The organism is Sporosarcina sp. P7, assembly GCF_002743425.1.
Taxonomy (GTDB): domain Bacteria; phylum Bacillota; class Bacilli; order Bacillales_A; family Planococcaceae; genus Sporosarcina.
In genome coordinates, this window is record NZ_PDZF01000003.1 from 117,967 (window position 1) to 141,535 (window position 23,569).

Sequence of the window (23,569 nt, forward strand, 5' to 3'; positions counted from 1 at the left end):
CAGAAATATATACGGAACGACTCGCCACTTCCCTCCGCAGATGCTAATCTGTTCAGGTAATAAGGGTTTCAGAGCCACACTCTTTTCTCAGTCCTTGTGAAGGATTCCCCTAATGGTCAAAATATTAAGTTTTCAGAACTAGCGTATCATGTATGAAGTAGAATGAAAAGAGTTTCTTTTATAATAGTAATAAAGCATCCAAATCGAGAATATCCACCGTTTTCATGCTGGACTGGCGAATCCAGCCGGACTCCTCGAATGCGCTAAGTTTTCGACTAATCGTTTCAGGTGTCGTCCCGAGGTGGGAGGCGAGGTCTTTGCGACTCATCGGCAATTCGACTTTCAATTGTTGTTGTTCTTCAGATAAGTCAGCTAGATACATGGCGATACGCGTTTCTGCTGCTTCCATACCGATCCGCGCCGCTCGTTGTTCTGTTCGAGCGAGGCGAGAGGAGAACTCCTCTAACATCTTTAATGAGATCGCAGGATGCTTTTGTAGAAGTTGTTGCATTTGATCACGTTGAATAATACATAATTCCACGGGTTCAAGTGTTTCTGCGTAGGCGTCATGAGGTTTGGCGTTGAATAACGACAGCTCACCCGTGAAATCTCCCGGTTCTAAAATTCGTACGAGTTGCTCTTTGCCGTTTTCTGAAAGGCGGTATACTTTGATTCGTCCTTTATGCAAAATATATAAACCTTCGGAGCAGTCGCCTTCATTGTAAATAATTTTTCCACGTGGATGCGAAGTGTTTCGCGCGAGTCCTACCACGTGTTTCATCTGTTCATTTTCCAAATGATTGAACAGCGGAACGAGCGATACACACATATTTTGATCCGTCGTATTATTGTGGGGCTGTTGACTCATTCACTTTCACCTCGCTTATATTTCGATTGGCTGGTTTGTCACTAGTATAGCGTATTAATCGAATGGCGTTCAATATAACCAGAAGTACACTTACTTCATGAATGAGCATTCCGGATGCTAGGAACACTTTACCTAACAGTACACCGGCCAACAGGAGGAAGACTGTGCCTACCGCAAAGAATGTGTTTTGTTTCATGTTATGGACAGTCGCTTTCGATAATGCATAGGCATGGGCGAATTGATCAAGCCGGTCCGCCATCAAGACGATATCAGCTGTTTCCATGGAAATGTCTGTTCCGCCTTTGCCCATGGCAAGCCCAATGTCCGCCGTGGCGATCGCAGGCGCATCGTTGATCCCGTCACCGGCCATGGCTACACGATGTCCTCGTTTTTTCAGCTTTTGAACAGCGGCGACTTTATCTTCAGGTAAAAGCTCCGCGTGGACACTATCAAGACCAAGTTGTTGACCGACGAGACGGGCAGTGTGGACATTGTCGCCAGTTAGCATAATCATTTGTTTGATACCGCTTCTTCGTAATTTGGCCAAAGCAGCCTGTGCTTCCGGACGGATTTGATCCGCTATGGAAATAATACCTGCGATCTTTCCATGAATGCTGACGAACACGGCCGTATTACCTGCCTTTTCCCGCTTAGATGCATAAGCTTCCACGTCACTAGAAATAGGTATACCTTGCGAGGCCATCAGTTTTCGGTTGCCGGCTGCGAGTTGCTTGCCGTCTACTTCAGCAAGAATGCCGTTGCCTTTCATAACGTTTGCGTCACGTGCTTGATGTGTCAAGCCAATCAAGCGCTTCTTTGCTTCGCGGACAATCGTTTGACCGAGATGGTGTTCGGACAATAGTTCAACTTCTGCAGTGAGGCGCAGTAGCTCTTCTTTTTCGATACCCCAACTATGGATATCAGTTACCTCTGGACGTCCTTTGGTCAATGTGCCTGTTTTGTCAAAGACGACTGTGTCGATTTTCGCCAATTGTTCCATCACGTCGCCACCTTTAATGAGCACACCATGTCGGGCACCATTACCGATTCCCGCTACGATAGAAACGGGAGCGGAAATGACAAGAGCGCCAGGGCAAGCGATGACGAGGAAGGTTAATGTCATTTCGATGTTGCGTGTGAACAGATAGACGATCATCGATAAGACGACAATGGAAGGTGTATAGATGTTGGCGAATCGTTCAAGGAATTTTTGCGTTTTCGACTTGGCTTCCTGTGCTTCTTCGACTAGCTCGATAATACGAGCAAATGCTGTATCGTCACCTACGCGTTCTGCCATTATTTCGATATATCCGTTGTCTACTAATGTACCACTGAACACCTGGTCGTCTAGCGATTTGGCTGCCGGTACAGATTCTCCCGTGATGGCTGCTTCATTTATAGAAGCATTGCCTGTAACAATCGGTCCGTCAACTGGCACTTGTTCTCCTGAGCGAACGATTACCCGGTCACCGACTACTACCTCATCAACAGCGATTGTCATGATTTTACCATCCCGAAAGACACTTGCTTCTAGTGGTGCCAGATCAATAAGGGCCTTGAGGGACGAGCGAGTTTTCTCCATTGTACGAATTTCAAGTAGCGCTCCGAATAAAAATAAGAACGTAACTGCAGCGGATTCTACATACTCACCAATAAATAGCGCACCGATTACCGCAATTGTCACGAGAAGTTCAATACTGAAAGCTTTCATGCGAATAGCTTTCCAAGCTTTTATGGCAATCGGAGTACCCGCGATTAAAGTGGCCGCGATTAATGTAATCTGACGCGCATCATGAAAGCCCGCGAAGTGCAAGATGATAGCTACACCAAGTAAAATCGCGGATAGGGAAGTGATGCGCACGGTTTGTTTTGCATTCATTTGAATACCTCCTCTTTATGAGACTTTTTGATTGAGAACTGGATATCCGAGTTTTACAATCAACTCCTGCAATTCATTGGCTTCTACGATAGATTCATCAAACTCGACCCGAACTTTACTTGAGTGGAATAATACTTTTACTTGCTGTACGCCTTTAGCTCGGGATAGAGCGCCTTCAATTTTCTTGATACATGACGGGCAACTGAATGGTTCCATTAAAAATACGACTTTTTTCATTGATCTCATCCTCTTCTTGTGTATTTGTTAACTTAAGTATAAGAATATTTTGTGAAAATGACCTTGACGCCCATCAACTTTTGTCAAACAATACTTTTTCTTCTCGTCAAAGTGCTTTATACTGAATAAGTAGTACACATTTATGAATAGAGGAGAATCGTACGGATGAAATTAACCTATTCTGGTAAAACGAAAGACGTCTACCGCTTGGAAGATGGCCACGTGCTATTAAAATTCAAGGATGATGTAACAGGGGAAGATGGTGTATTTGATCCAGGTGCCAACACAGTAGGACTGACGATTGAGGGTGCTGGGAAGTCTGGACTTCGCATGACGAAATACTTTTTCGAGAAATTGGAGGAGCAAAACGTACCGACGCATTACATCGATGCCGATCTGGATGAAGTGACGATGACGGTGAAGCCTGCTACGGTCTTTGGTAAAGGATTAGAAGTGATTTGTCGATACCGTGCGGTCGGAAGTTTCTTACGCAGATTCGGTGCATATGCTGAAGAAGGACAAGTACTCGATGCTTTCGTGGAAGTGACACTAAAAGATGATGAACGTCAAGATCCACCCATTTCAGAAGATGCTTTGGCACAACTTCACATTTTGACGCATGAAGAATATGCAGTACTGAAAGAATTAACCCAGCAGATTTCTGAAGTAGTGCGATCAGAGATGGCGGAAAAAGGTTTAGAACTATATGATATCAAATTGGAATTCGGTCGTGATCCACAGCGAAACATCATGTTGATCGATGAAATTTCAGGAGGCAATATGCGCGTTTATCGAGGCGATACATATATTGAACCAATGGAATTAGAAAAGATATTATTTTCATAAAACTCAACCGGAAACGAAAAATGTTTCCGGTTTTTTATATGTTCTCTCAAGCTATACGCTGACTGACTTAGCGGGACTTTACTTTTTAATCAAATAAATAAAATGATATATTTACTGTTGACAACGTTTTCATGGTTCCCTATAATAGCAACCAGTGTCAGAGGTGACACCTAGTTTGCTTCTTCACCAGTGTGTGAACGTTGGTTGGATGAATGCGTATGATAGTGAATTCTAGATAATGAAAGTGTCTTTCATATCAGCGAATCTTTAATATATCTGCTGTTTCCATGAACAAAAGCTCCCCGCTTTTGTAAAGGCGCTCTTTTTTGCTCTTCATACCGCAAGGCAGAAAGATAGCACCCAAAGTAGCCAGCACGAATCTCCATTTTGGACTTTCTACGTAAGTACCCTTGCTAAGTCCGCTAGATTCATAAGTAGAATCTACCGAGTGTATTTGCTCGGTTCTCAAAAACTTCACATGGATGACTATTCGACGAACGTATTGTAAGTAGATCGTGTTCTCGGGTAAAGAAGTAACGAAGTACACATCTTAGAAAATTTCAGATCCCAAATATGTATGCAACTACATGTAAGAGAACTTGGAGGAGAAATGGTTTGGATAGAAAACACAAAGTTTCGATTGCAGGGTTGGATCCGAACGACCCTTATGTATTTCGTATTCCCACTGTAGACGATGGAAAGTTCATCTGGCAGCTTATTAAGGATACGAAAGTACTTGATTTGAACTCTTCTTACAGCTATTTGCTGTGGGCAGACCAATTCAGCGATACGAGTATCATCGTAGAAGATCATGGGAAGCTTGTAGGCTTCATTTCAGGCTTTATTAAACCAAAAGCGCAAGATACATTGTTTATCTGGCAAGTAGCAGTCGATGAATCGGTACGAGGAAAGCGTATAGCTTCTCGTATGTTGCATACCATTTTGCATAGTAAATCATGTCGGAATATTCGGTATATGGAAGCGACGGTTACACCGTCTAATATTCCATCCGCTAAGCTATTTAAAGGGGTGGCACGTGACTTAAAGACTGAATGCACGATTACGGACGGCTATACGAAAAATCAATTCCCTGGCAGCGGGCATGAATCAGAAGAACTGTTCCGCATTGGACCATTCTGAGAAATTGGCTGATTGCCGCAATTTGACACTGGAAAAATACACAATCTAACGGAGGAATTAATTACACATGGTACTGACAAAAAGTCAGCAGGTAATGGAAGTATTCGACAATCGCGAGTCGCAAGTGAGAAGTTACAGCAGAAGTTTCCCAACAGTATTCAATAAAGCAAAAGGCTATAAGATGTGGGATACGGAAGGTAAGGAGTATATCGATTTCTTTGCCGGTGCAGGTGCTTTAAACTACGGCCACAACAATGAGAAAATGAAAGAAAAATTGATTGAATATATCCAAGACGATGGAATTTCACATAGTTTAGATATGGGTACAACGGTCAGAAAAGAATTTCTTGAACGATTTAACGAAGTGATCTTGCAGCCAAGAAATATGGAGTATAAAGTCATGTTTCCTGGACCTACTGGGACGAATACAGTTGAAAGTGCACTGAAAATCGCCCGTAAAGTAACCGGACGTCAAAATATTGTCAGCTTTACGAATGGTTTCCACGGTATGACGCTTGGTGCTTTGTCTGTAACAGGCAATTCATACAACCGTGGTGGAGCTGGAGTCCCGCTGAATAATACGACATCTATGCCGTTTGATACATTTTTAGAAGAAGGTCAATCATTGAACTTCTTGAAAAAATATTTGTCCGATGCAAGCAGTGGCTTGGATTTGCCGGCAGCCATGATTCTCGAAACGGTACAAGGGGAAGGCGGTATCAATCCTGCAAGCTTTAAGTGGTTGCGGGAAGTTGAACGTCTCTGCAGAAATTACGACATCTTACTAATTGTTGATGATGTACAAGCAGGTTGCGGACGAACTGGTACATTCTTCAGTTTTGAACCTGCCGGCATTCAGCCTGACATTGTTTGCTTGTCGAAATCCATTGGTGGCTACGGTTTGCCATTAGCACTCACGCTGATCAAACCAGAATACGATACATTCGGGCCAGCTGAGCATAACGGAACATTTCGCGGTAACAATATGGCAATCTTGACAGCGACTGAGGCTTTATCGTATTGGGAAACAGATGAATTCGCTAAATCGGTACAAGAAAAATCCAAACTCATTACGAAGCGCATGAAAACAATCGTCGAAGACTATCCACAGTTGAAAGCTACAACACGTGGTCGCGGCTTCATGCAAGGAATCGTCTGTGGTGAAGGCAAGGAAGACTATGCAGACAAAATCTGTGCCAAAGCATTCGAAAAAGGGTTGATCATCGAAACGTCTGGACCTGAAGGAGAAGTAGTTAAATTCCTCGGTTCATTGATCATGGATGAAAAAGGTATCGACCAAGGATTCGATATTCTAGAAGACGCGATTGAGGAAATTGTAAAAAACTAAGGGAGAGAATGTTCATTGATAGTACGTACAGTAGATGAAATTATCGGGAGCGAAAATGAAACCAAAGCAGAAACATGGGCAAGTCGTCGCTTCTTGCTGAAGAAAGATAATATGGGCTTCTCGTTCCACGAAACGATTATTTATGCTGGAACGGAAACACATATCCATTACCAAAACCATCTAGAAGCCGTCTACTGCGTGGCAGGCGATGGGGAAATCGAAACAATCGCAGACGGCAAAGTCTACCCAATCAACGATGGCACGATGTATGCGTTAAATGAACACGACGAACACTATTTACGCGGTGGAAAAGAAGACATGCGCTTAATCTGTGTCTTTAACCCGCCAGTCGTCGGGACGGAAACGCATGATGAGAATGGTGTGTACCCGCTGGTTGAAGATTGAGTAAATGAGAGCGCTTTGAGGGTAATTCCTTGAAGTGTTTTTTATTGTGGAAAGTGGGATTGGGGGTGTGGGTGCTCATTCATGTGGCCGGAGCGCTCTATCGTCCTATATTTTCGCTCTTAAATCGTTGATAAGCGCTCTATAAGTCAGTCCTTGTAACCGCTCAATGTCACGAGTTGACCGCTCTATCTAGCCCGCTATCCGCTCTTGGAACTCTAGCAGCATGTTAGAAAGCTATAAAAGTGGGTACACTACATATTGTGGGTTCATTATCCAAGTGGTAATGAACATCAATGTACATAAATTACACGGGGAGGTATTCAATTATGTGGAAATTACCTAGTATTGTATTGGGATCAGCGTTAATGATGGCGGCTTGCGGTGGCGCAGCGGACGAAGAAAAAGAAAAAGAACCGGTGAACGGCAGCGGTGATCCTGTCGTGGAAGAAGAGGCGACAGCGGAGCCTGAAGTGATGGCGCTGGTGATAAATGTGGATGGAGAAGAAATCGGTTCCGTAACGTTAACGCAAGGACCATCTGGCGTTGCAATGGATGTTGACGTATCGGGCCTTGAGCCAGGGGAGCACGGCATGCACTTCCATGAAACAGGTGTCTGTACAGCACCGGACTTTAAAGCATCTGCTGGCGGTCATTTCAACCCAACAGATAAAAAGCACGGATTGGATAATCCAGAAGGACACCACGCAGGTGACTTGGAGAATCTTGTGGCGGATGAAGATGGAAACGCAAAGGTTACTGTGACGACAGATGAAGTTACACTTGAGTCTGGAAAAGACAATTCATTAATTGATGAGGACGGAACAGCGTTGGTGATTCACGAAGGTGCGGATGATAACATCACAGATCCAGCAGGTGATTCTGGCGCACCATTTGCTTGTGCAGAGATTACATCTGAGAATTTGAAGTAATAAGTAAAGTAGGATGTCCCGATATGTGGGGCATCCTTTTTGTGTGTTGAAGTTTTAAGTGAAGGCATACAGGAAATGGATAGTTAGGTACTATCTACGAAAAGATTAAAGCAGATGGACGCAAATCCCCATCTCTGCCAGCCTCTTCATTCCTATAGACGAAAAAAAGAACGCCCTCCCGGAAAGGGGCGTCCTGTTGATTACCGAACTATCGCGATAATCCCTTCTTCATCATCCAGCTTTAGCTGAATGCCTGCTGCCATCGGATCTTGATCGAGATACTGCTCAATCCAAAGGCGAAGCGCTTCGACAAGACGGGAGGTATCCAAATGATGCATCTTGCCATTAAGCTCGGCATCTGCTGAAAACCCAGTGTCCTCATCGTAAGCAAGTTCGACTTCCACGTCGTCTGGCATTGCACGTGACTCTTTTGCAATTAAGACACAAACTGCATTCACTACGTCTTGTTCGTAAATTATCTGTTGTTCCATTGATTCATATCCTCATTGCGTTTACGCTCTTTCTCTTTGAAGATCGCGAAAATCTTCCGAACCATATAAATGATGAAGACAATTGCCAACACGTTAATCAACAAGCCCATAATGGACCCAAGCATACCCATATTCGCAAACAAGCTGCCGAATAATAGGCCTGCAAGTCCACCAACTAATAGACCTTTCATCAAGCCGCCACCCATTCCGCCTGGCTTCTTCGCTGTGTTACCTGCTGTTGCTTTATCATTACTTTGATTGGTATCTTGTTTCTTTTCGGCTTTATTCGGTTGCACACGATTAGGTGTACTGAAACTCTTCTTACCAGACTTATAGCCACGTGCTTCAGCAGTAATTTCATCTTGGAAGATGATGTTCCCGATTGGCGACAAAATTAATGTCGCAGCAAGGAAAAATGCAGCAAATTTTTTCAATGTATAATCTCCTTTGATGCTGTAATGAAGGTCTTGGATTTACCAAAGCCCTTGTCTTTATTTTACTGGATATCTTACCGTAATGAAAGGAAATTCCCTTACTTGGCGAAGAAGTTTTCTGTATAAAATGGCTGTTCTTTGTCATTGAAGTCTACACCGATCCCAATGAACTGGTAGTCACGGATTAATATGTTTTCTCTGTGGCCTTTTGAATTCATTAGACCTTCATGTGCAAAAATACTGCTTGACTGACCGTAGGCTAGGTTTTCACCCGCACTGACGAACGCCACCCCTTGCTTTTTCATCCTGTCAAAAGGGGACTCGCCTTGCAAGTTTTTATGACTGAAGTAATCTTGTACTGCCATGTCCGTACTGTGCAGACGTGCCGTTTCAGCCGCCAGTTCATCCCATGTCAAAATGGAGCGACCGTGTCGAACTCTTGCTGCGTTCGTCAAATCAAATAGTTGCATCTCAAAGCCTTTACGCATCGCATCGTTTTTGGGGGCATAGAGGGCAGACTTTTTTTGTTCTAGTGAATCCGAGATTAATTGGACTGCGGTTACGGTATTGTCAGTATGCAGATCATAAAAGACATAGATATACAGACCGTCCGAATGAAAGATGTCCATGCCTTCATCGTTTTGCAGCTTATAAATGTTTGTCCCTTTACGTATTTCGGAAATCGGTTCGCCAAGACTTTCACGTATTTCCGCTTTCGGCACACCGTACTCGATACCGATGGATGAAGCGATGAGGCGATCATTTGTATAGAGCGCATTGACGCGACGTTTGATATCGTATGACAACATGACGAAGTTCTGATAATTGTCATGGAACGTCAGCCATTCCGTTCCATATTCATTGACGGATTTCCGCATAGGTTCACCGAGTTTTTCCTTCACTTGCGCTTCGGTTGTGCCAATTTCGATATTGTGGATAGAAATAATGCCTGTTGCCGGTGCATCGAGCACGGGTTGGGCGACTTCCTCTGGGGGACTGCTTCCGGCAGCTTTATTGGAAACGAATGTAATTAAATCGATAATCGATTCTTTTGTATAGTCAAGCGCAGATCCAACTACTTCCTCGTTCAGCACGGTTTCTACTTTGGCATCAAGCGGGTCGAGAAACGATAAGTCCACGTATTGCGATACTGGACCTTCCCATAAGGGCTTGAAAGCGTAGATAAGTACTGCGAGAAAGAGTAACTGAAACAGGCGTTTTATCATAAGAAACCCACTCCTCATTCACATTATACTCTGTTTCACCCTCAGCAATACAGTGGTAACTATGAATTGTTGAAAATATTCCTCCGGAGTAGCACGAAAAAGGGTATACTAAAAAAAGAATGGAAGTTTGGAAGGAGTGGATGGCATGTTCGGTGGCGTGAGCAGTGTACCTTCCTGGTTTTATATAGTCGCATTTGTAGTCGTCATATTGCTTGTCCTGATTACGGAATGGCGAACGAGATGAAGACTGAATTTCAGTAGAAAGAAGGAAAAAACATGTTAACATTTGAAGAAAAACAACAGATTATAGAAGAGTTCCCGGATTTAGTGAAGAAAGAAGTGTCTATGAAGCGCTTGAACTATCATTATGAAGAGTCTTTGTATGATAAAACAGTGGTCGTGCAGCATTTGCACCCGAATGGCAATGCATTTGTCTACGTGGCAGATGTCAAAGGCTATGAAGCAGATGAACGCGGTCTAGTCAATGTACGCGAATACTCTGCGGATGAATTCCGTACAGTCATCCGCGCGGCAATTGAAGGCTTGGCGACAGAGGTCCAAGAACCTGAAACTATCGCGGAAACGTGGCAGAATTCCAATGGTCAGATGTTGACACTTCTTGAAGAAGATGGCTTCTTTAATATTTATCATGAAGTCAACTTGGAAGAGGGCTTCGGAGATTACCAAGAGGCGGCAAGTTATTTGAAAGAAGAAGGCTTTTCTATCAAAACGAAATAACAGCTACAGAGGTGATAGCAAATGAAGGGCAAAACAGTTGCGATTTGGCTGATCGTGGTGTTGATTGTGGCGGTAGTGGGCGTCGTGTTAATGGTTCAGACTACTTTCAAAAATAATCCTACACAAAAAAATCATCAATCAATGGACAACCAGTCGTACACCGAAATCGGTACGTTTGGCTGGCAATAATCTATGAACGACTGTCGGGTATATACTATACTCGGCAGTTTTTTATAGTTCGACGTTGGTGGTTGTGAGGGTAGCATCGCAACCGCGCCAAAGTTGACTACGACCGCGCTATTGTTGACCATTACCGCGCTATACGTATCATTCATCGCGCTAAACTCTTAGTAGATCGCGCAATACCACGTTAGAACCGCGCCAAAGCTACCTAACACCGCGCCATAGCAATCGAAAAAAGCCGCTCAAGTATTCCAGTCAACACGGACGGGATCTTGCGCGGCTTCATTTTATTTCTTCACACTATATTTCTGGCTATTCGAACGGTATAGACCTTTGCCAAACGGTAGCCACCAGTTCCATTTGCCGAACAGTTTCATTAGACTTGGAACTAGCAATAGCCTGATGATCGTTGCATCAATCGCCACAGCGACTGCAATACCTACGCCGATCTGCTTCACGGGCATGACATCTGTAAACGCGAAGGCGCCTGTTAAAACGATCATAATGAGCGCAGCGGACGTAATGACTTTACTCGTCGTGGCCAGTCCTTCGACCGTGGACTTATCATTATCGAACGACTGTGCGAACTCTTCTTGCATTCGCGAGATTAAGAACACTTCATAGTCCATGCTCAAGCCGAATACGAGACTGAAAACGATGACAGGAATGATGAGCGCGACGGTGCCTGGATTTAATCCGAAGTGGCCATACTGGAATATATAGACGAGTATGCCGAACGTTGCCGACAACCCGAGAATATTCATCAGGATTGCCTTCACTGGAATAACTAATGACCGGAATGCGAACATCAAGATGAAAAAGGTAGAAACGATGATGATCAGCAATACATACACGATATGATCCGCGATTTCATCGAAGATTTCCTGGTTGAACCGTGGTTCGCCGCCAAGCAAAATGGTAAAGCCGGTATCTTTCTCTGACCAGTCGCGGATCCAGTCCTGTGCTTCGTTTGAACTACCGGCAGCGCTTAATGTCACTGGAATGAATAACCGGTTGCCACTGTCCGTAAAATTCTTTAACACAGGATTGAGTTGGTCGTACATTTGTGGAATTCGCAGAGTTTGCTCCCATTCCGTGACGTTATCGATTCCGCTGATCGTAAAGACAGTCGAAATATCTTTGACCAATGAATCATTCTTTAACTGATCTTGTAACGCTAGCATATCGCGAAGACCTTCCGTCGTCTTCCAGCTACCATCACGCTCTGCAATTAAGAATACTGTACTTTCGTTGCCTAAACCAAACGTATCTTCCATTTGTTCAAACGCTATACGTGTATCGAATGTTTCCGGTAATGAATCAATCTGCGGAATCGTCAATTCCATATTTTTTACTGGAATTACGGCAATTGCGAGTAAAACAAACGCAATGATCGCAATCATTACAGGGCGCTTGATCACATAATTTGCAAACTTTCTCCAACCGTTCGCATCTTCGCTACGCTCTTTTAGTAAACGACCTTTATGGATGCGTTCGCCTAGCATCAACAGAACGGAAGGCAACAGAGTAAGTGACGAAACGACCGCCATACCTACGACAATCATACCTCCGAGTGCAATATTCATGAAAATATCTACTTTGATGAGCAGCATCGCGCCGAGTCCAATGAACACACAAACAGCAGAGAATATAATGGAGCGACCCGCCGTGCGAATCGTCATGATGATCGAATCTGTCACGCTACGTTTAGTAAGCTCTTCTCGATAGCGACTGATGAATAATAACGCGAAGTCGATAGAGAGGGCGAGACCGAGCATTGGTACAATATTCAGTATGAAAATAGTTAGATCCACGGTATTGCCAAGTAACGCTAAAATTCCGAGAGTAGAGACGACTGTGCCAATTCCAACTATCAAAGGTACGAATGAGGCAACAATCGTACCAAATGCAAACAACAACACAATGATTGCGATCGGCAAACCAATTGCCTCAGCGGTCATCAAGTCGCGTTGGCTAGCCTGATTGACGTCGTGTTCAAATGCCCCACCGCCAGTTAGGGTTACGCCTGTATGCCCATCGATTTCATCGCGGATATCTTCCACAACTTGCGGCATATCGTCAGGCGCCTTATCAAATTGTAACAAGGCATAAGATAAGTCTTTCGTATACTGTTCGTTTTCAGTTAAAGGAGATACGATAGTTGATATAATCCCAAGCTTTTCTAGCTGGTCAAGTGAAGTTGCGATTTCTTCATCAGATTTGCCGTCAAACACTAAAAATAGAGATTCTGCAGGTAAACCGAAGTCTTCCGAGACGATTTTCATCACGTGTTCATGCTCACCGTCCACGCGGAAGCCGTCTCCTGCAAGTAAGCCGGGCAACTGAATGGCGAAATACGTCATCACACCAAATAGTAAAATCCAAAAAGTGAAAATCCATTTATATGAATGCGTTACAAACTTCCCGAAACAGTGCAACGTAATTCCTCCTCACCCTATGAATGAAATCAATTATTTCATTTCTATGCTTATCATACCAATGAAATATAGAGAAGTGTTGCAGAAATATGGAAAGAAATGCACAAAAAAACCACTTCCTAAAAAGGAAGTGGTTTGTATAGGTTAATTAGTTTTTAGTAACGTTAGTTGCTTGAAGTCCGCGTTGTCCTTGTTCGATCTCGAAAGACACGTCTTGACCTTCTTCAAGAGTTTTGAAGCCATCGCCTTGGATAGCTGAGAAGTGTACGAATACATCGTCGCCATCTTCACGTTCGATGAAGCCATAACCTTTTTCTGCGTTAAACCATTTTACTTTACCTTGTTCCATGTTTGTTTCCTCCTCGTGCACACTCGTGTACACATTGTATTACTATCCTTGCTCAATTTCTAAAAAACGGTCGAGATAAATCGTAGACCAACGTCGAACAAAAATAATTCTTCTTTATCATAACAAGAAAAGCCAGAAATGGCAAGTGGAAAGATTAGTTCAAAGGATTGAACAACTAGATTCTCACGTCATTATAGGAAAAGTGCGAATATTTTATAGATGACTGCAGCCATTAATGCAGAGATTGGCATTGTGATAATCCACGTCAAAACAATCTTCTGTGCGACTCCCCATTTCACGCCTTTCAAGCGTTGCGCTGAACCGACGCCCATAATAGAAGAAGAGATTACGTGCGTCGTACTGACAGGTAAATGAAGAAGGGTAGCACCGAAAATAATGACTGCGGAGTTCAAGTCTGACGCAATCCCGTGAATCGGCCGGATTTTCATAATCTTGCCGCCAACGGTCTTGATGATCTTATAACCGCCGATCGACGTACCGATTCCCATTGCTGTAGCCGCTGCTACCCGTACCCATAATTGGATATCATCGGTTGTCTGTAATTCTGCTGCTATCAAAGCCATCGTAATAATCCCCATCGCTTTTTGCGCGTCATTCGTACCGTGCGTGAACGATTGAATCGCAGCCGTACCGATTTGCATGTAACGAATACGGCGGTTCGCTTTGAATAAATTACGGTTCTTTAAGACCGCACGCAATATGGTCATGACAAGAAATCCACCAACTAGTGCAATGATAGGAGATAGCAACAGTGCTTGAAGTATTTTGATGAAGCCGCTGTAATTCAGAATGCCGAAACCCGCTGCTGCAATCGCTGCGCCGGCAATGGAGCCGATCAGTGTATGGGAAGAGCTGGAGGGGATTCCGAAATACCACGTGACCAAGTTCCAAGTAATCGCAGAAACGAGTGCTGCCAAAATGACGAGAGATCCGTTTTCCAATACGAACGGATCAACAATATCTTTCGTAATGGTTTTCGCTACGCCCGTGAATGTCAGCGCACCGACGAAGTTCATCGTAGCGGCAAGCATGATCGCTGTCCGAGGTTTCAATGCGCGTGTCGATACTGACGTAGCGATCGCGTTGGCTGTATCGTGGAAACCATTGATGAAATCGAAAGCTAAAGCAAATATTACGACGAGAATGGTTAGTACGAGAATGGTATCCATCGGTCAGGACTCCTTATGCGTTGCGCATGATGATGGTTTCAATATTATTCGCTACGTCTTGACAAAAGTCTGCCGTATCCTCAAGTAGTTCATACAGATCTTTCAGTTGAATGATACGGATTGGATCTTTTTCGCGAAGGAACATTTGCTTAATGGAAGTTCGCAAAACTTCATCGCAAATACGTTCGTACTCTTTGATTTGCACAGCATGTGGACGCATTTCGACCAACTTTTTCTTCGTCAGCAATTCCATCGCAAGAACGATTTCATCGGTACTTTTCATAATGTTGCTGACGAACTTCTGCATGTATTCATCGATTTCAATGAGAGAGAACATCTCGAGGTTCGCGAGAAAATGTTCCATGCCATCCAAGATATCATCCATAGCAATCGCGATGTTCAGAATATCTTCCCGTTCAATAGGTGTCATGAACGACGTATTTAGTTTTGTAATCAATTCATGAATCAGCGTGTCGCCTGCTGTTTCATATTCTTTCATTCGAATGCTGATTTCTTTCAGATCTGAAACGGATTGGACTTTAGAATCGTTCGCATAGTGCATAGATGCTTGCACATGTTTCGCGATGTCTAATAATGCTGTGAAAAATGGATCGGGCTTACGTGGACCTAGCATTTGAATTCCTCCATTTATTGATGACATCGATAGTTATTACATCATACAAAAAACATGTGTAAAAAGATAGCGAATAGTGTAGAAATTACGCGGAAGGTAGGCGAGTTTCCGTTACTAAAACTTCGTAAACATAATTAGGGCTTTATTTGGTGGAATATTGTTAAGTTATTGTAAAGATGTATAAGAATCATTGAAAATAACTGTGGACATGAGATGATCGGCTGTAAAGGATCACATAAACGGAAAGGGGATAGAAATGGAGTATACTAAGGCTTCTTCTATAAAAAGACTTGTAGAACTATTTATTGTATCACTAAAACTAGGGCTGACCTCATTTGGCGGTCCTACTGCACATTTAGGTTATTTCCATGAAGAGTATGTACGAAAACGTAAGTGGATGGACGAAAAAAGTTATGCGGATTTAGTGGCGTTGGCACAATTTCTTCCGGGTCCAGCAAGCAGTCAGGTAGGGATTGGCATCGGCGTGGCCCGGGCAGGGGTGGTAGGCGGCCTAGTTTTCTTTCTAGGTTTCACCATGCCATCCGTAGTAGCATTGATCTTGTTTGCTATGCTTCTTGCAGGCACGGATATTAGTGAGGCTGGTTGGCTGCATGGATTGAAGATCGTGGCTGTTGCGATCGTTGCGCATGCTGTCCTAGGAATGGCGAAGAATTTAACACCGGACGTCAAGCAAAAGGCCATTGCGTTACTTGCGCTCGTCGTCACACTTTTATGGCAAGCAGCTTTTACGCAAGTCAGTGTGATTGTCATAGCTGGACTTGTGGGATTATGGCTATTTAACGTACATGATACGTCTGAAGTTGTTTCAATGAAATTTCTCGTATCAAAGAAAATGGGGGTTATTTGTTTAACGCTGTTTTTCACTTTGCTCGGTATATTACCGTTACTCCGCGAACTAACTGGTTCTTACTGGGTTGCAGTATTCGATAGTTTTTATCGATCAGGTGCGCTCGTATTCGGAGGAGGACACGTCGTCTTGCCTTTATTGGAACAGGAATTGGTACCGGTTGGGTGGATTGGAAATGAGTCATTTCTAGCCGGTTACGGTGCGACGCAAGCGGTTCCGGGACCGTTGTTTACGTTTGCTGCTTATCTCGGCGCAGTGATGAACGGTTGGCAAGGTGGATTATTCGCGACCGTTGCGATTTTCCTACCTGCATTTCTTTTGATCGTCGGAGCCCTGCCTTTTTGGGATGCCTTACGCAATCATCCAAAAATCAAAGGAGCCGTTATGGGTGTCAATGCTGCGGTCATCGGAATTTTATTCTCGGCGTTATACAACCCAATTTGGACAAGCTCCATTTTACGGGCGGAGGACTTCGCATTGGCAGCGATTTTATTCAGTATGCTGACCTTTTGGAAGATGCCACCGTGGATTGTCGTGCTAGTTGGGGCGCTAGGCGGAACTTTACTTTCCATATGGTAGAAAAGCAACCAAATACGGTTGCTTTTTTGTTATACTGAATGAATTCTATAGAAGAAAAGGGTTTTGTACATATGAATACTTCATTACAAAAAAGACTTCCATTGCCAACTGTTTGGCTTGTGCTATTGCTCGGTTCGTTATCAGCATTCGGTCCGCTGTCGATGGATATGTATTTGCCGGGATTGCCCATTGTAGCGGATGATCTAAACGCTTCGACATCGCTCGTCCAATTAAGTCTGACGGCCTGTTTAATCGGTTTAGGCGCAGGACAGCTCATTTTCGGTCCGTTAAGTGATATTTACGGCAGACGGAAACCGCTCGTCATTACGCTCATAGTGTACGCAATCGCTTCGGTATTATGTGCGTTTAGTCCGAATATCTGGATTTTTGTGGCATTGCGTTTCGTTCAAGGTATGACAGGCGCTGCGGGAATCGTGATCGCGAGAGCCTGCGCACGTGACTTATATGTAGGAAATGAATTAACAAAATTCATGGCGATGTTGTCGATTGTCAGTGGAGCAGCACCGATTCTTGCGCCGATTGTAGGAGGTGTCGTGCTGAACTATGCTTCGTGGCAAGCAGTGTTCTTTTTACTCGGAGTCATCGGTTTATTGATGTTTGTATCCACAGCCTGTTTCTTGCCGGATACGTTGCGGGTTGAAGAACGTGCAGAGAGCGGAATGCTTGCGGTCGTCAAGACATTTAGTGGTCTACTGAAGGATAAGTGGTTCGTGGGCATTGCTTTGACGCAAGGCTTGATCATGTCAAGCATGTTCGCGTACATTGCGGGATCTCCGTTCGTTTTACAGAATATGTATGGTGTGACAGCGCAACAGTTTTCACTGTTCTTCGCGCTGAACGGTGTCGGGATTATCACGGCGGCACAATTGACGGGTCGGCTATCGGGGAGAATTCACGAGGTGAAGTTCTTGCGCGCGGGCGTGTTGATGTCGTTCGCAGCAAGTATTTTACTGTTGTTGACTGTCTGGAATGAATGGCCACTTGCAGTGATTGCAACGGCGTTGTTCTTTATGGTGTCAAGCGTTGGTTTAGTATCACCAGCGGCATTTTCGCTTGCGATGCAGAGTCAGGGGAAGTCAGCAGGAAGCGCAGCGGCGTTCCTTGGACTGATGCCTTTCATCGGTGGTGCAACGGTTTCGCCACTAGTAGGTCTAGCGGGAGACAGCTCGGCTTGGCCGCTTAGTATTGTAGTGTTGACATGCAGTACTGGTGCTTTGGTGATGTTCTTTACAGTGGTTCGGAAAGCGTTTCGATTGCAAGAGGTTTGAGTAAAGGGCAGGTAGTCGTGTGGGGGTTAGGGATTGGTGCTTCGGAGGGGACGCTTTCCTAGAGGGACAGCGTGCGCCTTGAGACCCTGCACAGATGCCTTAATTTCTGCAAAGTACACAGAAATACGGCCAAGCGAACCCTTCGCTGTTCGCTTGGCTCAAGCCACGCCCGCAAGAAAGCGTCCGCCAGCTGGAGCTTCAATCCCTTCACACACACCAAGTAACTCACACTCCCAACCCTTTTTAATTCAAATCTGCTCGAAAATAAGGCATGATAGAGATAGAGAGTCTGATTATTACTTTGAAAGGTGGATGTAAAGATGGAATATCGTATTGAGCACGACACGTTCGGAGAAATACAAGTACCAGCGGATAAGTTATGGGGAGCGCAGACGCAGCGCAGTAAGCACAACTTTAAAATCGGCGGGGAACGCATTCCGCTTGGTGTAATCCAGGCCTTTGCCCATTTGAAAAAATCAGCAGCGATCGCAAGCCATTCATTCGGCAATCTGTCCGAAATTAAAATGAAAGCTATTAAAGCAGCAGCAGAAGAGGTCATCGAAGGCAAATGGGACGAGCACTTCCCATTGGTTGTGTGGCAAACAGGAAGCGGTACGCAGTCGAATATGAATATGAACGAAGTACTCGCTAACCGTGGTAACCAGTTGCTTGAGGAGTGGGGCGAGGAAGAACGCCTGCATCCGAATGACGATGTTAACAAGTCACAAAGCTCGAACGATACATTCCCAACAGCGCTACACGTGGCGGGAGTTATTGCGGTAGAGCGCGAAGTATTGCCAGCAATCGATAAATTAGCTGCAACACTTCAGAAAAAATCCGAAGACTTCGCAGATATTATTAAAATTGGACGTACGCACTTGCAGGATGCGACGCCATTGACATTGGGACAAGAAATCAGCGGCTGGCACAAAATGCTAGAGAAAACGCACAGCATGCTAGAAACAAGTGTCCAGACAATGAAAGAACTCGCAATCGGCGGTACAGCAGTTGGAACGGGACTTAACGCGCCAGCTGGATTCGGTGAAAAAGTAGCGGAAGAAATTTCGAAGTCCGTGGGCATCGAGTTTACATCTGCGGAGAATAAGTTCCATGCTTTGACGAGCTACGATGAAATCGTCTACACACACGGCGCACTGAAAGCATTGGCTGCAGACTTGATGAAAGTAGCGAATGACGTACGTTGGTTGGCAAGCGGTCCACGTTCAGGTATCGGTGAAATTACGATTCCGGAAAACGAACCAGGCAGCTCGATTATGCCAGGTAAAGTGAACCCGACACAAAGTGAAGCGTTGACGATGGTTGTAGCGCAAGTAATGGGGAACGACGCAACCATCGGTTTTTCAGCGAGCCAGGGGAACTTTGAATTGAACGTCTTCAAACCAGTTATTATTTACAACTTCCTACAATCAGCGAAATTACTTGCTGACGGTATGATCAGCTTCAACGATAACTGTGCGGTAGGGATTGAACCGAACCGTGAAGAAATTGACAATAAAGTTAAAAACTCCTTGATGCTAGTCACAGCATTGAATCCACATATCGGCTATGAAAATGCGGCGAAAATTGCGAAAAAGGCTCATACAGAAGGTACAACGCTGAAAGAAGCGGCACTTTCTACGGGTTTATTGACGGAAGCGCAATTTGACGAATATGTAGACCCAAGCAAGATGACGGGCAACTCTTAATTGTCATGAATTTGTACGCTTGTTCTTCAAGCAAATCTTGTATACTAAAGACATAACCTCTATACGAAGGAGTCTTGAATATACATGAAAAAGAAGTTACTTGCAGGACTAGCGGCACTGACATTGGCGCTTGCAGCATGTGGAAACGGCGCTACAGAAAAGCCCGCAGAAGTAAATCCACAAGATTCACAGGCAGAAGCAGGACATGATCACGCAAAGCAACTACCGAACGGCGACTTGCAGGAAGTAACTGCTTCAGCGGATATCTTGCCTTCATTCCTAGACGATAAGCCAGAAGATATGCGCAAGGTCTATCAAGTGGCGGCCAACGCGACGGAGATCTTGGAATACATGCCTTGCTATTGTGGTTGCGGAGATAGTGCTGGACACAAGAGTAATATGAATTGTTTCTTGGATGAAGTGCGCGAAGATGGCTCCGTTGTATGGGATGACCACGGCACTCGCTGCCTAGTTTGCCTAGAGATCGCAGTGAAATCCGTACAAATGAAGCAAGACGGAAAGTCTATGAAGGAAATCCGCGACGCAATTGATGCGGAATACGGCAACGGAAATTATGCGAAACCGACAGATACTCCAATGCCTGCTTGATTGATTAATTTAGGCTGCAGATTCACTCTTTTAATGAGAGTGGATCTGCAGTTTTTTGTATATTGCTCAATGTCCGCGGCCCTACACCTTACACCCCACATTCTATCGCCGCGCCATCCAATCTTTGGCATTCGCGGCATTCGCTCAATGAATCACGCTATCCGCTCAATGTAGTCCCGCAAGCGCTCTATGCATAGCGTTATCCGCTCAATCGCGATCCGTATCCGCTCATAGTTCCACGCTACTCGCTCAATGAATCCACGCATCCGCTCAATGTCCGCGGCCCTACACCTTACATCCCACATTCTATCGCCGCGCCATCCAATCTTTGGCATTCACGGCATTCGCTCAATGAATCACGCTATCCGCTCAATGTAGTCCCGCAAGCGCTCTATGCATAGCGTTATCCGCTCAATCGCGATCCGTATCGGCTCATAGTTCCACGTTACTCGCTCAATGAACCCACGCATCCGCTCAATGTCCGCGGCCCTACACCTTACATCCCACATTCTATCGCCGCGCCATCCAATCTTTGGCATTCGCGGCATTCGCTCAATGAATCACGCAAGCGCTCTATGCATAGCGTTATCCGCTCAATCGCGATCGGTATCCGCTCATAGTTCCACGCTACTTGCTCAATGAACCCACGCATCCGCTCAATGTCCGTGGCCCTACACCTTACACCCAACATTCTATCGCCGCGCCATCCACTCTTTGGCATTCGCGGCATTCGCTCAATGAATCACGCTATCCGCTCAATGTAGTCCCGCAAGCGCTCTATGCATAGCGTTATCGGCTCAATGCCGTCGTGTATCCGCTCATAGTTGGGAGTCACCCGCTCAATGCCAACGCATATCCGCTCAAACCCACGGCATATCCTATCACCCCGACAAAACATCTAATCTATTCATTTCATTGGCAAGCTAAATGGATGTGGTATAATTTAGTTAAATTAGGCAGGAGGGGATTCTGATGATTCATTTTGTACAATTTGAAGAGCAGTATATACCGAAGATGGCCTCGTTATTAGCGGCGAGACATGCAGATGAACGACAACGCTTTCCATTTTTGCAGGAACGCTTTGAAGATGTCGAACAAGCAGAAGAACGTTTGCGTGAAGAATTGGAGAAACCATATACAGGGGGCCTCGTGACGTTGCGTGACGAAGAGGTCATCGGCTATTTACTATACGAATATCGCCAAGACGCTACCCGCGGACGCACAGTGTATGTTGGGTATCCTTCATTTGTCATACATGAGGACGAGCATCCAAGATTAGCACGTTTGATGTACACGGAAGTCGGTGCGGAATGGGTTCGCAATGGATATTTTGAACATGTTCTGGATATACCCGTTGGGAATGATGAATTAATTCTTGAAATGCTGGAGCAGTCGTTTCATTTTGAACAGCGCTTTGCGGCGTTGTCACTTGAACAGTATCGTGCACAGCCGGGAGAAAATAGTCTCGTGAAGATGAAGGAACTAGTAGGGGACGAGCAAAAAATATTGCATAAGATGGCACCGTGGAACAGTTTGCATCAAGCGAAAGCTCCCGCGTGGAAACCGATTACGCAAGAAGCATTGGATGCGGAGCGCGATGTATTTGCGGCGTATGAAGGCAAAGAAGGTACGCGCAGCTGGGTCGCTGAGCAAGATCACGTACCTGTAGCTTTTCATCTATTCACGCCGGCGGACGCTCGACATGCGATGACAACGCCAGATGAGTCGACCGTGCTTGTACAGGGCACGACAAATATTGATATGCGTGGACAAGGTATCGGTAAATCGATTGCGAACCATAGCTTTACTCAAATGAAAAATGCAGGCTTTAAATATGTCATGACAGATTGGCTGACGGCGAATCATTTAGCGTCGTATTTCTGGCCGAAGCTTGGATTCCGTTCGTATATGATTCGCATGGCGCGAACAGTGGATGCACGAATCTCATGGGCGGACGGACAATGACGGGCATGAAGTTCGTCACGTCATGGAGTGGCGGCAAAGACTCAGCACTCGCAGCCTATCGCGCGATTCAAGAGGGAAATACGCCAGCGATGTTGTGGACGATGTTCGAGAAAGATCAGCCACATTCCAAATCACATGCATTGCCACTTGATGTTGTTCAAGCGCAAGCCAAGCAGATGAATATACCACTGATGATCCGAAAAGCAGACTGGGCTGGCTATGAAATACAATTTTTAGATGCGATGCGCGCTGCTAAAGAACAAGGTATTCATAAAGCGGTATTTGGTGACATCGATTTGGAAGATCATTTACGATGGGTACAGTCGATGTGTGCCAAAGTCGGCATGGAAACATATCATCCCCTATGGGAAGAACCTAGACGGATGCTACTTGAAGAATTTATAGCGTCAGGTTTTGAAGCCTATGTGGTCGTCGTCAATACCAAGATGATGCCTGCTAACTTTCTAGGCAGACGTTTCACGATTGAATTAATGGATGAACTCGAAGCACTCGGCATCGATAGCTGTGGTGAGTCAGGGGAATTCCACACTGTCGTTGTAGATGGACCGATTTTCAAGGAACGTATTCCTGTAAAAATGAATGAAACAATCGAAAAAGAGGGCTATGTATTTTTGAAATGCGAGCTAGAACAAGTGACTTCCACAGACTGAGAGATAATCTGTGGAAGTTTTTTAATTCTTACTTGATGAATAAATAAAAGTAGAAAAAGGAGCAGATGTCTAATGAATAGTAAGAGAATAGTGACGGAAGAGGATCTTCAAAAGTCTTTTGACATACGAAAAGCTGTATTCGTAGAAGAACAGAATGTTCCGGAAGAGGACGAATTTGATGAATTTGATGTGCTGAGTGAATTTTGTGAACATATTTTAGTGGAACATAACGGACAAGCGATCGCCTCAGGAAGATTGAGAATAGTAGATGGAGTGGGGAAGTTAGAACGCATTTGTGTGTTAGCTTCTCATCGGAGTTTAGGTGTCGGCAAGATTATTGTTCAAGGGCTAGAAGATATCGCAAGGGAGAAGGGAATAGTACGGTTGAAATTGCATGGACAGACACATGCAGAAGAGTTTTATCGAAAACTTGAGTATGCAACTACATCTGATATATTCATGGAAGACGGCATACCACATATTGTGATGGAGAAAGAGTTAGCTCTGTAGTTTGAAATAGTACTAGTTCTGTAAAGAAATACCCCTA

The 23,569-nt window shown here is 44.7% G+C and carries 24 protein-coding genes and 1 riboswitch; of the genes, 14 read left to right on the forward strand and 10 right to left on the reverse strand.

The window, feature by feature from the left end:
- Positions 1–12: 12 nt before the first annotated feature.
- A riboswitch (TPP riboswitch) is annotated at positions 13–121 on the reverse strand.
- Positions 122–178: 57 nt separating this feature from the next.
- The 3 genes from CSV60_RS04830 to CSV60_RS04840 are packed head-to-tail and all read right to left on the reverse strand — an operon-like array spanning position 179 to position 2,984.
- Entirely contained in the window at positions 179–868 is a 690-nt protein-coding gene (locus CSV60_RS04830) for a Crp/Fnr family transcriptional regulator (protein ID WP_099636138.1), read from the reverse strand.
- Positions 846–2,747, reverse strand: a complete 1,902-nt coding sequence (locus tag CSV60_RS04835) for a heavy metal translocating P-type ATPase (protein ID WP_099636139.1) — start codon at positions 2,745–2,747, stop codon at positions 846–848. The genes CSV60_RS04830 and CSV60_RS04835 overlap by 23 nt, the downstream gene beginning before the upstream one ends.
- Before the next feature lie 15 nt (positions 2,748–2,762).
- Positions 2,763–2,984, reverse strand: coding sequence for a heavy-metal-associated domain-containing protein (locus CSV60_RS04840; protein WP_099636140.1), 222 nt, complete (start codon positions 2,982–2,984; stop codon positions 2,763–2,765).
- A 165-nt stretch (positions 2,985–3,149) separates the two neighbouring features.
- On the opposite strand from CSV60_RS04840, the gene CSV60_RS04845 reads away from it, so the two are divergent.
- The 5 genes from CSV60_RS04845 to CSV60_RS04865 all read left to right on the forward strand — a co-directional run bounded on the left by CSV60_RS04845 (position 3,150) and on the right by CSV60_RS04865 (position 7,652).
- On the forward strand, positions 3,150–3,830 hold the full coding sequence (locus CSV60_RS04845; protein ID WP_099636141.1) for a phosphoribosylaminoimidazolesuccinocarboxamide synthase: 681 nt from the start codon (positions 3,150–3,152) through the stop codon (positions 3,828–3,830).
- A gap of 615 nt (positions 3,831–4,445) precedes the next feature.
- Entirely contained in the window at positions 4,446–4,970 is a 525-nt protein-coding gene (gene ectA, locus CSV60_RS04850; protein ID WP_233189530.1) for a diaminobutyrate acetyltransferase, read from the forward strand.
- Between the two features lie 67 nt (positions 4,971–5,037).
- Positions 5,038–6,318, forward strand: coding sequence for a diaminobutyrate--2-oxoglutarate transaminase (gene ectB, locus CSV60_RS04855; RefSeq protein WP_099636143.1), 1,281 nt, complete (start codon positions 5,038–5,040; stop codon positions 6,316–6,318).
- Between the two features lie 15 nt (positions 6,319–6,333).
- Positions 6,334–6,723 carry an ectoine synthase gene (locus tag CSV60_RS04860; protein WP_099636144.1) on the forward strand — a complete coding sequence of 130 codons (390 nt, stop codon included), beginning with the start codon at positions 6,334–6,336 and terminating at the stop codon, positions 6,721–6,723.
- Between the two features lie 326 nt (positions 6,724–7,049).
- Positions 7,050–7,652 (forward strand): superoxide dismutase family protein, encoded by a 603-nt coding sequence (locus CSV60_RS04865; protein ID WP_233189531.1) that lies wholly within the window; start codon positions 7,050–7,052, stop codon positions 7,650–7,652.
- 200 nt (positions 7,653–7,852) lie between these two features.
- On the opposite strand, the gene CSV60_RS04870 is transcribed toward CSV60_RS04865, so the two are convergent.
- The 3 genes from CSV60_RS04870 to CSV60_RS04880 all read right to left on the reverse strand — a co-directional run bounded on the left by CSV60_RS04870 (position 7,853) and on the right by CSV60_RS04880 (position 9,803).
- Positions 7,853–8,143 carry a DUF2653 family protein gene (locus CSV60_RS04870; protein WP_099636146.1) on the reverse strand — a complete coding sequence of 97 codons (291 nt, stop codon included), beginning with the start codon at positions 8,141–8,143 and terminating at the stop codon, positions 7,853–7,855.
- Positions 8,128–8,577: a hypothetical protein gene (locus CSV60_RS04875; protein ID WP_099636147.1), complete on the reverse strand. Its 450-nt coding sequence runs from the start codon at positions 8,575–8,577 to the stop codon at positions 8,128–8,130. Before CSV60_RS04875 ends, CSV60_RS04870 begins: the two co-directional genes overlap by 16 nt.
- A 98-nt stretch (positions 8,578–8,675) precedes the next feature.
- Entirely contained in the window at positions 8,676–9,803 is a 1,128-nt protein-coding gene (locus CSV60_RS04880) for a CAP domain-containing protein (protein WP_099636148.1), read from the reverse strand.
- Between the two features lie 276 nt (positions 9,804–10,079).
- Here CSV60_RS04880 and CSV60_RS04885 point away from each other — a divergent pair, with 276 nt between their 5' ends.
- Both CSV60_RS04885 and CSV60_RS15825 read left to right on the forward strand, forming a co-directional pair.
- Positions 10,080–10,541, forward strand: a complete 462-nt coding sequence (locus tag CSV60_RS04885) for a hypothetical protein (protein WP_099636149.1) — start codon at positions 10,080–10,082, stop codon at positions 10,539–10,541.
- 21 nt (positions 10,542–10,562) lie between these two features.
- Positions 10,563–10,730 (forward strand): hypothetical protein, encoded by a 168-nt coding sequence (locus tag CSV60_RS15825; protein WP_158231657.1) that lies wholly within the window; start codon positions 10,563–10,565, stop codon positions 10,728–10,730.
- A gap of 281 nt (positions 10,731–11,011) precedes the next feature.
- On the opposite strand, the gene CSV60_RS04890 is transcribed toward CSV60_RS15825, so the two are convergent.
- The 4 genes from CSV60_RS04890 to CSV60_RS04905 all read right to left on the reverse strand — a co-directional run bounded on the left by CSV60_RS04890 (position 11,012) and on the right by CSV60_RS04905 (position 15,335).
- Positions 11,012–13,162 (reverse strand): MMPL family transporter, encoded by a 2,151-nt coding sequence (locus CSV60_RS04890; RefSeq protein ID WP_233189532.1) that lies wholly within the window; start codon positions 13,160–13,162, stop codon positions 11,012–11,014.
- Positions 13,163–13,310: 148 nt separating this feature from the next.
- Entirely contained in the window at positions 13,311–13,511 is a 201-nt protein-coding gene (locus tag CSV60_RS04895) for a cold-shock protein (protein ID WP_009766462.1), read from the reverse strand.
- A 191-nt stretch (positions 13,512–13,702) separates the two neighbouring features.
- Positions 13,703–14,701 (reverse strand): inorganic phosphate transporter, encoded by a 999-nt coding sequence (locus CSV60_RS04900; RefSeq protein ID WP_099636150.1) that lies wholly within the window; start codon positions 14,699–14,701, stop codon positions 13,703–13,705.
- Positions 14,702–14,714: 13 nt separating this feature from the next.
- Positions 14,715–15,335, reverse strand: coding sequence for a DUF47 domain-containing protein (locus tag CSV60_RS04905; protein ID WP_099636151.1), 621 nt, complete (start codon positions 15,333–15,335; stop codon positions 14,715–14,717).
- 256 nt (positions 15,336–15,591) lie between these two features.
- Between CSV60_RS04905 and chrA the strand changes: the two genes are divergently transcribed.
- The 7 genes from chrA to CSV60_RS04940 all read left to right on the forward strand — a co-directional run bounded on the left by chrA (position 15,592) and on the right by CSV60_RS04940 (position 23,532).
- Positions 15,592–16,782 carry a chromate efflux transporter gene (gene chrA, locus CSV60_RS04910; RefSeq protein WP_099636152.1) on the forward strand — a complete coding sequence of 397 codons (1,191 nt, stop codon included), beginning with the start codon at positions 15,592–15,594 and terminating at the stop codon, positions 16,780–16,782.
- A 71-nt stretch (positions 16,783–16,853) separates the two neighbouring features.
- Positions 16,854–18,071, forward strand: a complete 1,218-nt coding sequence (locus tag CSV60_RS04915; RefSeq protein WP_099636153.1) for a multidrug effflux MFS transporter — start codon at positions 16,854–16,856, stop codon at positions 18,069–18,071.
- Positions 18,072–18,391: 320 nt separating this feature from the next.
- Positions 18,392–19,777 carry a class II fumarate hydratase gene (gene fumC, locus CSV60_RS04920; RefSeq protein ID WP_099636154.1) on the forward strand — a complete coding sequence of 462 codons (1,386 nt, stop codon included), beginning with the start codon at positions 18,392–18,394 and terminating at the stop codon, positions 19,775–19,777.
- An 84-nt stretch (positions 19,778–19,861) separates the two neighbouring features.
- Positions 19,862–20,386 (forward strand): PCYCGC motif-containing (lipo)protein, encoded by a 525-nt coding sequence (locus CSV60_RS04925; protein ID WP_099636155.1) that lies wholly within the window; start codon positions 19,862–19,864, stop codon positions 20,384–20,386.
- Between the two features lie 972 nt (positions 20,387–21,358).
- Positions 21,359–22,351 carry a GNAT family N-acetyltransferase gene (locus CSV60_RS04930; protein ID WP_233189533.1) on the forward strand — a complete coding sequence of 331 codons (993 nt, stop codon included), beginning with the start codon at positions 21,359–21,361 and terminating at the stop codon, positions 22,349–22,351.
- Entirely contained in the window at positions 22,348–23,022 is a 675-nt protein-coding gene (locus tag CSV60_RS04935; RefSeq protein ID WP_099636156.1) for a Dph6-related ATP pyrophosphatase, read from the forward strand. Before CSV60_RS04930 ends, CSV60_RS04935 begins: the two co-directional genes overlap by 4 nt.
- A 72-nt stretch (positions 23,023–23,094) precedes the next feature.
- Positions 23,095–23,532, forward strand: a complete 438-nt coding sequence (locus tag CSV60_RS04940; protein WP_099636157.1) for a GNAT family N-acetyltransferase — start codon at positions 23,095–23,097, stop codon at positions 23,530–23,532.
- Positions 23,533–23,569: the final 37 nt, after the last annotated feature.

What these genes read in the sequence shown, in the direction of transcription:
- CSV60_RS04915 (WP_099636153.1), top strand. Translation starts at nt 16,854, where the DNA reads ATGAATACTTCATTACAAAAAAGACTTCCATTGCCAACTGTTTGGCTT.
- CSV60_RS04870 (WP_099636146.1), bottom strand. Translation starts at nt 8,143, where the DNA reads ATGGAACAACAGATAATTTACGAACAAGACGTAGTGAATGCAGTTTGT.
- CSV60_RS04830 (WP_099636138.1), bottom strand. Translation starts at nt 868, where the DNA reads ATGAGTCAACAGCCCCACAATAATACGACGGATCAAAATATGTGTGTA.
- CSV60_RS04935 (WP_099636156.1), top strand. Translation starts at nt 22,348, where the DNA reads ATGACGGGCATGAAGTTCGTCACGTCATGGAGTGGCGGCAAAGACTCA.
- CSV60_RS04880 (WP_099636148.1), bottom strand. Translation starts at nt 9,803, where the DNA reads ATGATAAAACGCCTGTTTCAGTTACTCTTTCTCGCAGTACTTATCTAC.
- ectB (WP_099636143.1), top strand. Translation starts at nt 5,038, where the DNA reads ATGGTACTGACAAAAAGTCAGCAGGTAATGGAAGTATTCGACAATCGC.
- CSV60_RS04865 (WP_233189531.1), top strand. Translation starts at nt 7,050, where the DNA reads ATGTGGAAATTACCTAGTATTGTATTGGGATCAGCGTTAATGATGGCG.
- CSV60_RS04930 (WP_233189533.1), top strand. Translation starts at nt 21,359, where the DNA reads ATGATTCATTTTGTACAATTTGAAGAGCAGTATATACCGAAGATGGCC.
- CSV60_RS04885 (WP_099636149.1), top strand. Translation starts at nt 10,080, where the DNA reads ATGTTAACATTTGAAGAAAAACAACAGATTATAGAAGAGTTCCCGGAT.
- CSV60_RS04835 (WP_099636139.1), bottom strand. Translation starts at nt 2,747, where the DNA reads ATGAATGCAAAACAAACCGTGCGCATCACTTCCCTATCCGCGATTTTA.
- CSV60_RS15825 (WP_158231657.1), top strand. Translation starts at nt 10,563, where the DNA reads ATGAAGGGCAAAACAGTTGCGATTTGGCTGATCGTGGTGTTGATTGTG.
- CSV60_RS04905 (WP_099636151.1), bottom strand. Translation starts at nt 15,335, where the DNA reads ATGCTAGGTCCACGTAAGCCCGATCCATTTTTCACAGCATTATTAGAC.
- fumC (WP_099636154.1), top strand. Translation starts at nt 18,392, where the DNA reads ATGGAATATCGTATTGAGCACGACACGTTCGGAGAAATACAAGTACCA.
- CSV60_RS04900 (WP_099636150.1), bottom strand. Translation starts at nt 14,701, where the DNA reads ATGGATACCATTCTCGTACTAACCATTCTCGTCGTAATATTTGCTTTA.
- CSV60_RS04925 (WP_099636155.1), top strand. Translation starts at nt 19,862, where the DNA reads ATGAAAAAGAAGTTACTTGCAGGACTAGCGGCACTGACATTGGCGCTT.
- CSV60_RS04840 (WP_099636140.1), bottom strand. Translation starts at nt 2,984, where the DNA reads ATGAAAAAAGTCGTATTTTTAATGGAACCATTCAGTTGCCCGTCATGT.
- CSV60_RS04895 (WP_009766462.1), bottom strand. Translation starts at nt 13,511, where the DNA reads ATGGAACAAGGTAAAGTAAAATGGTTTAACGCAGAAAAAGGTTATGGC.
- chrA (WP_099636152.1), top strand. Translation starts at nt 15,592, where the DNA reads ATGGAGTATACTAAGGCTTCTTCTATAAAAAGACTTGTAGAACTATTT.
- CSV60_RS04940 (WP_099636157.1), top strand. Translation starts at nt 23,095, where the DNA reads ATGAATAGTAAGAGAATAGTGACGGAAGAGGATCTTCAAAAGTCTTTT.
- CSV60_RS04845 (WP_099636141.1), top strand. Translation starts at nt 3,150, where the DNA reads ATGAAATTAACCTATTCTGGTAAAACGAAAGACGTCTACCGCTTGGAA.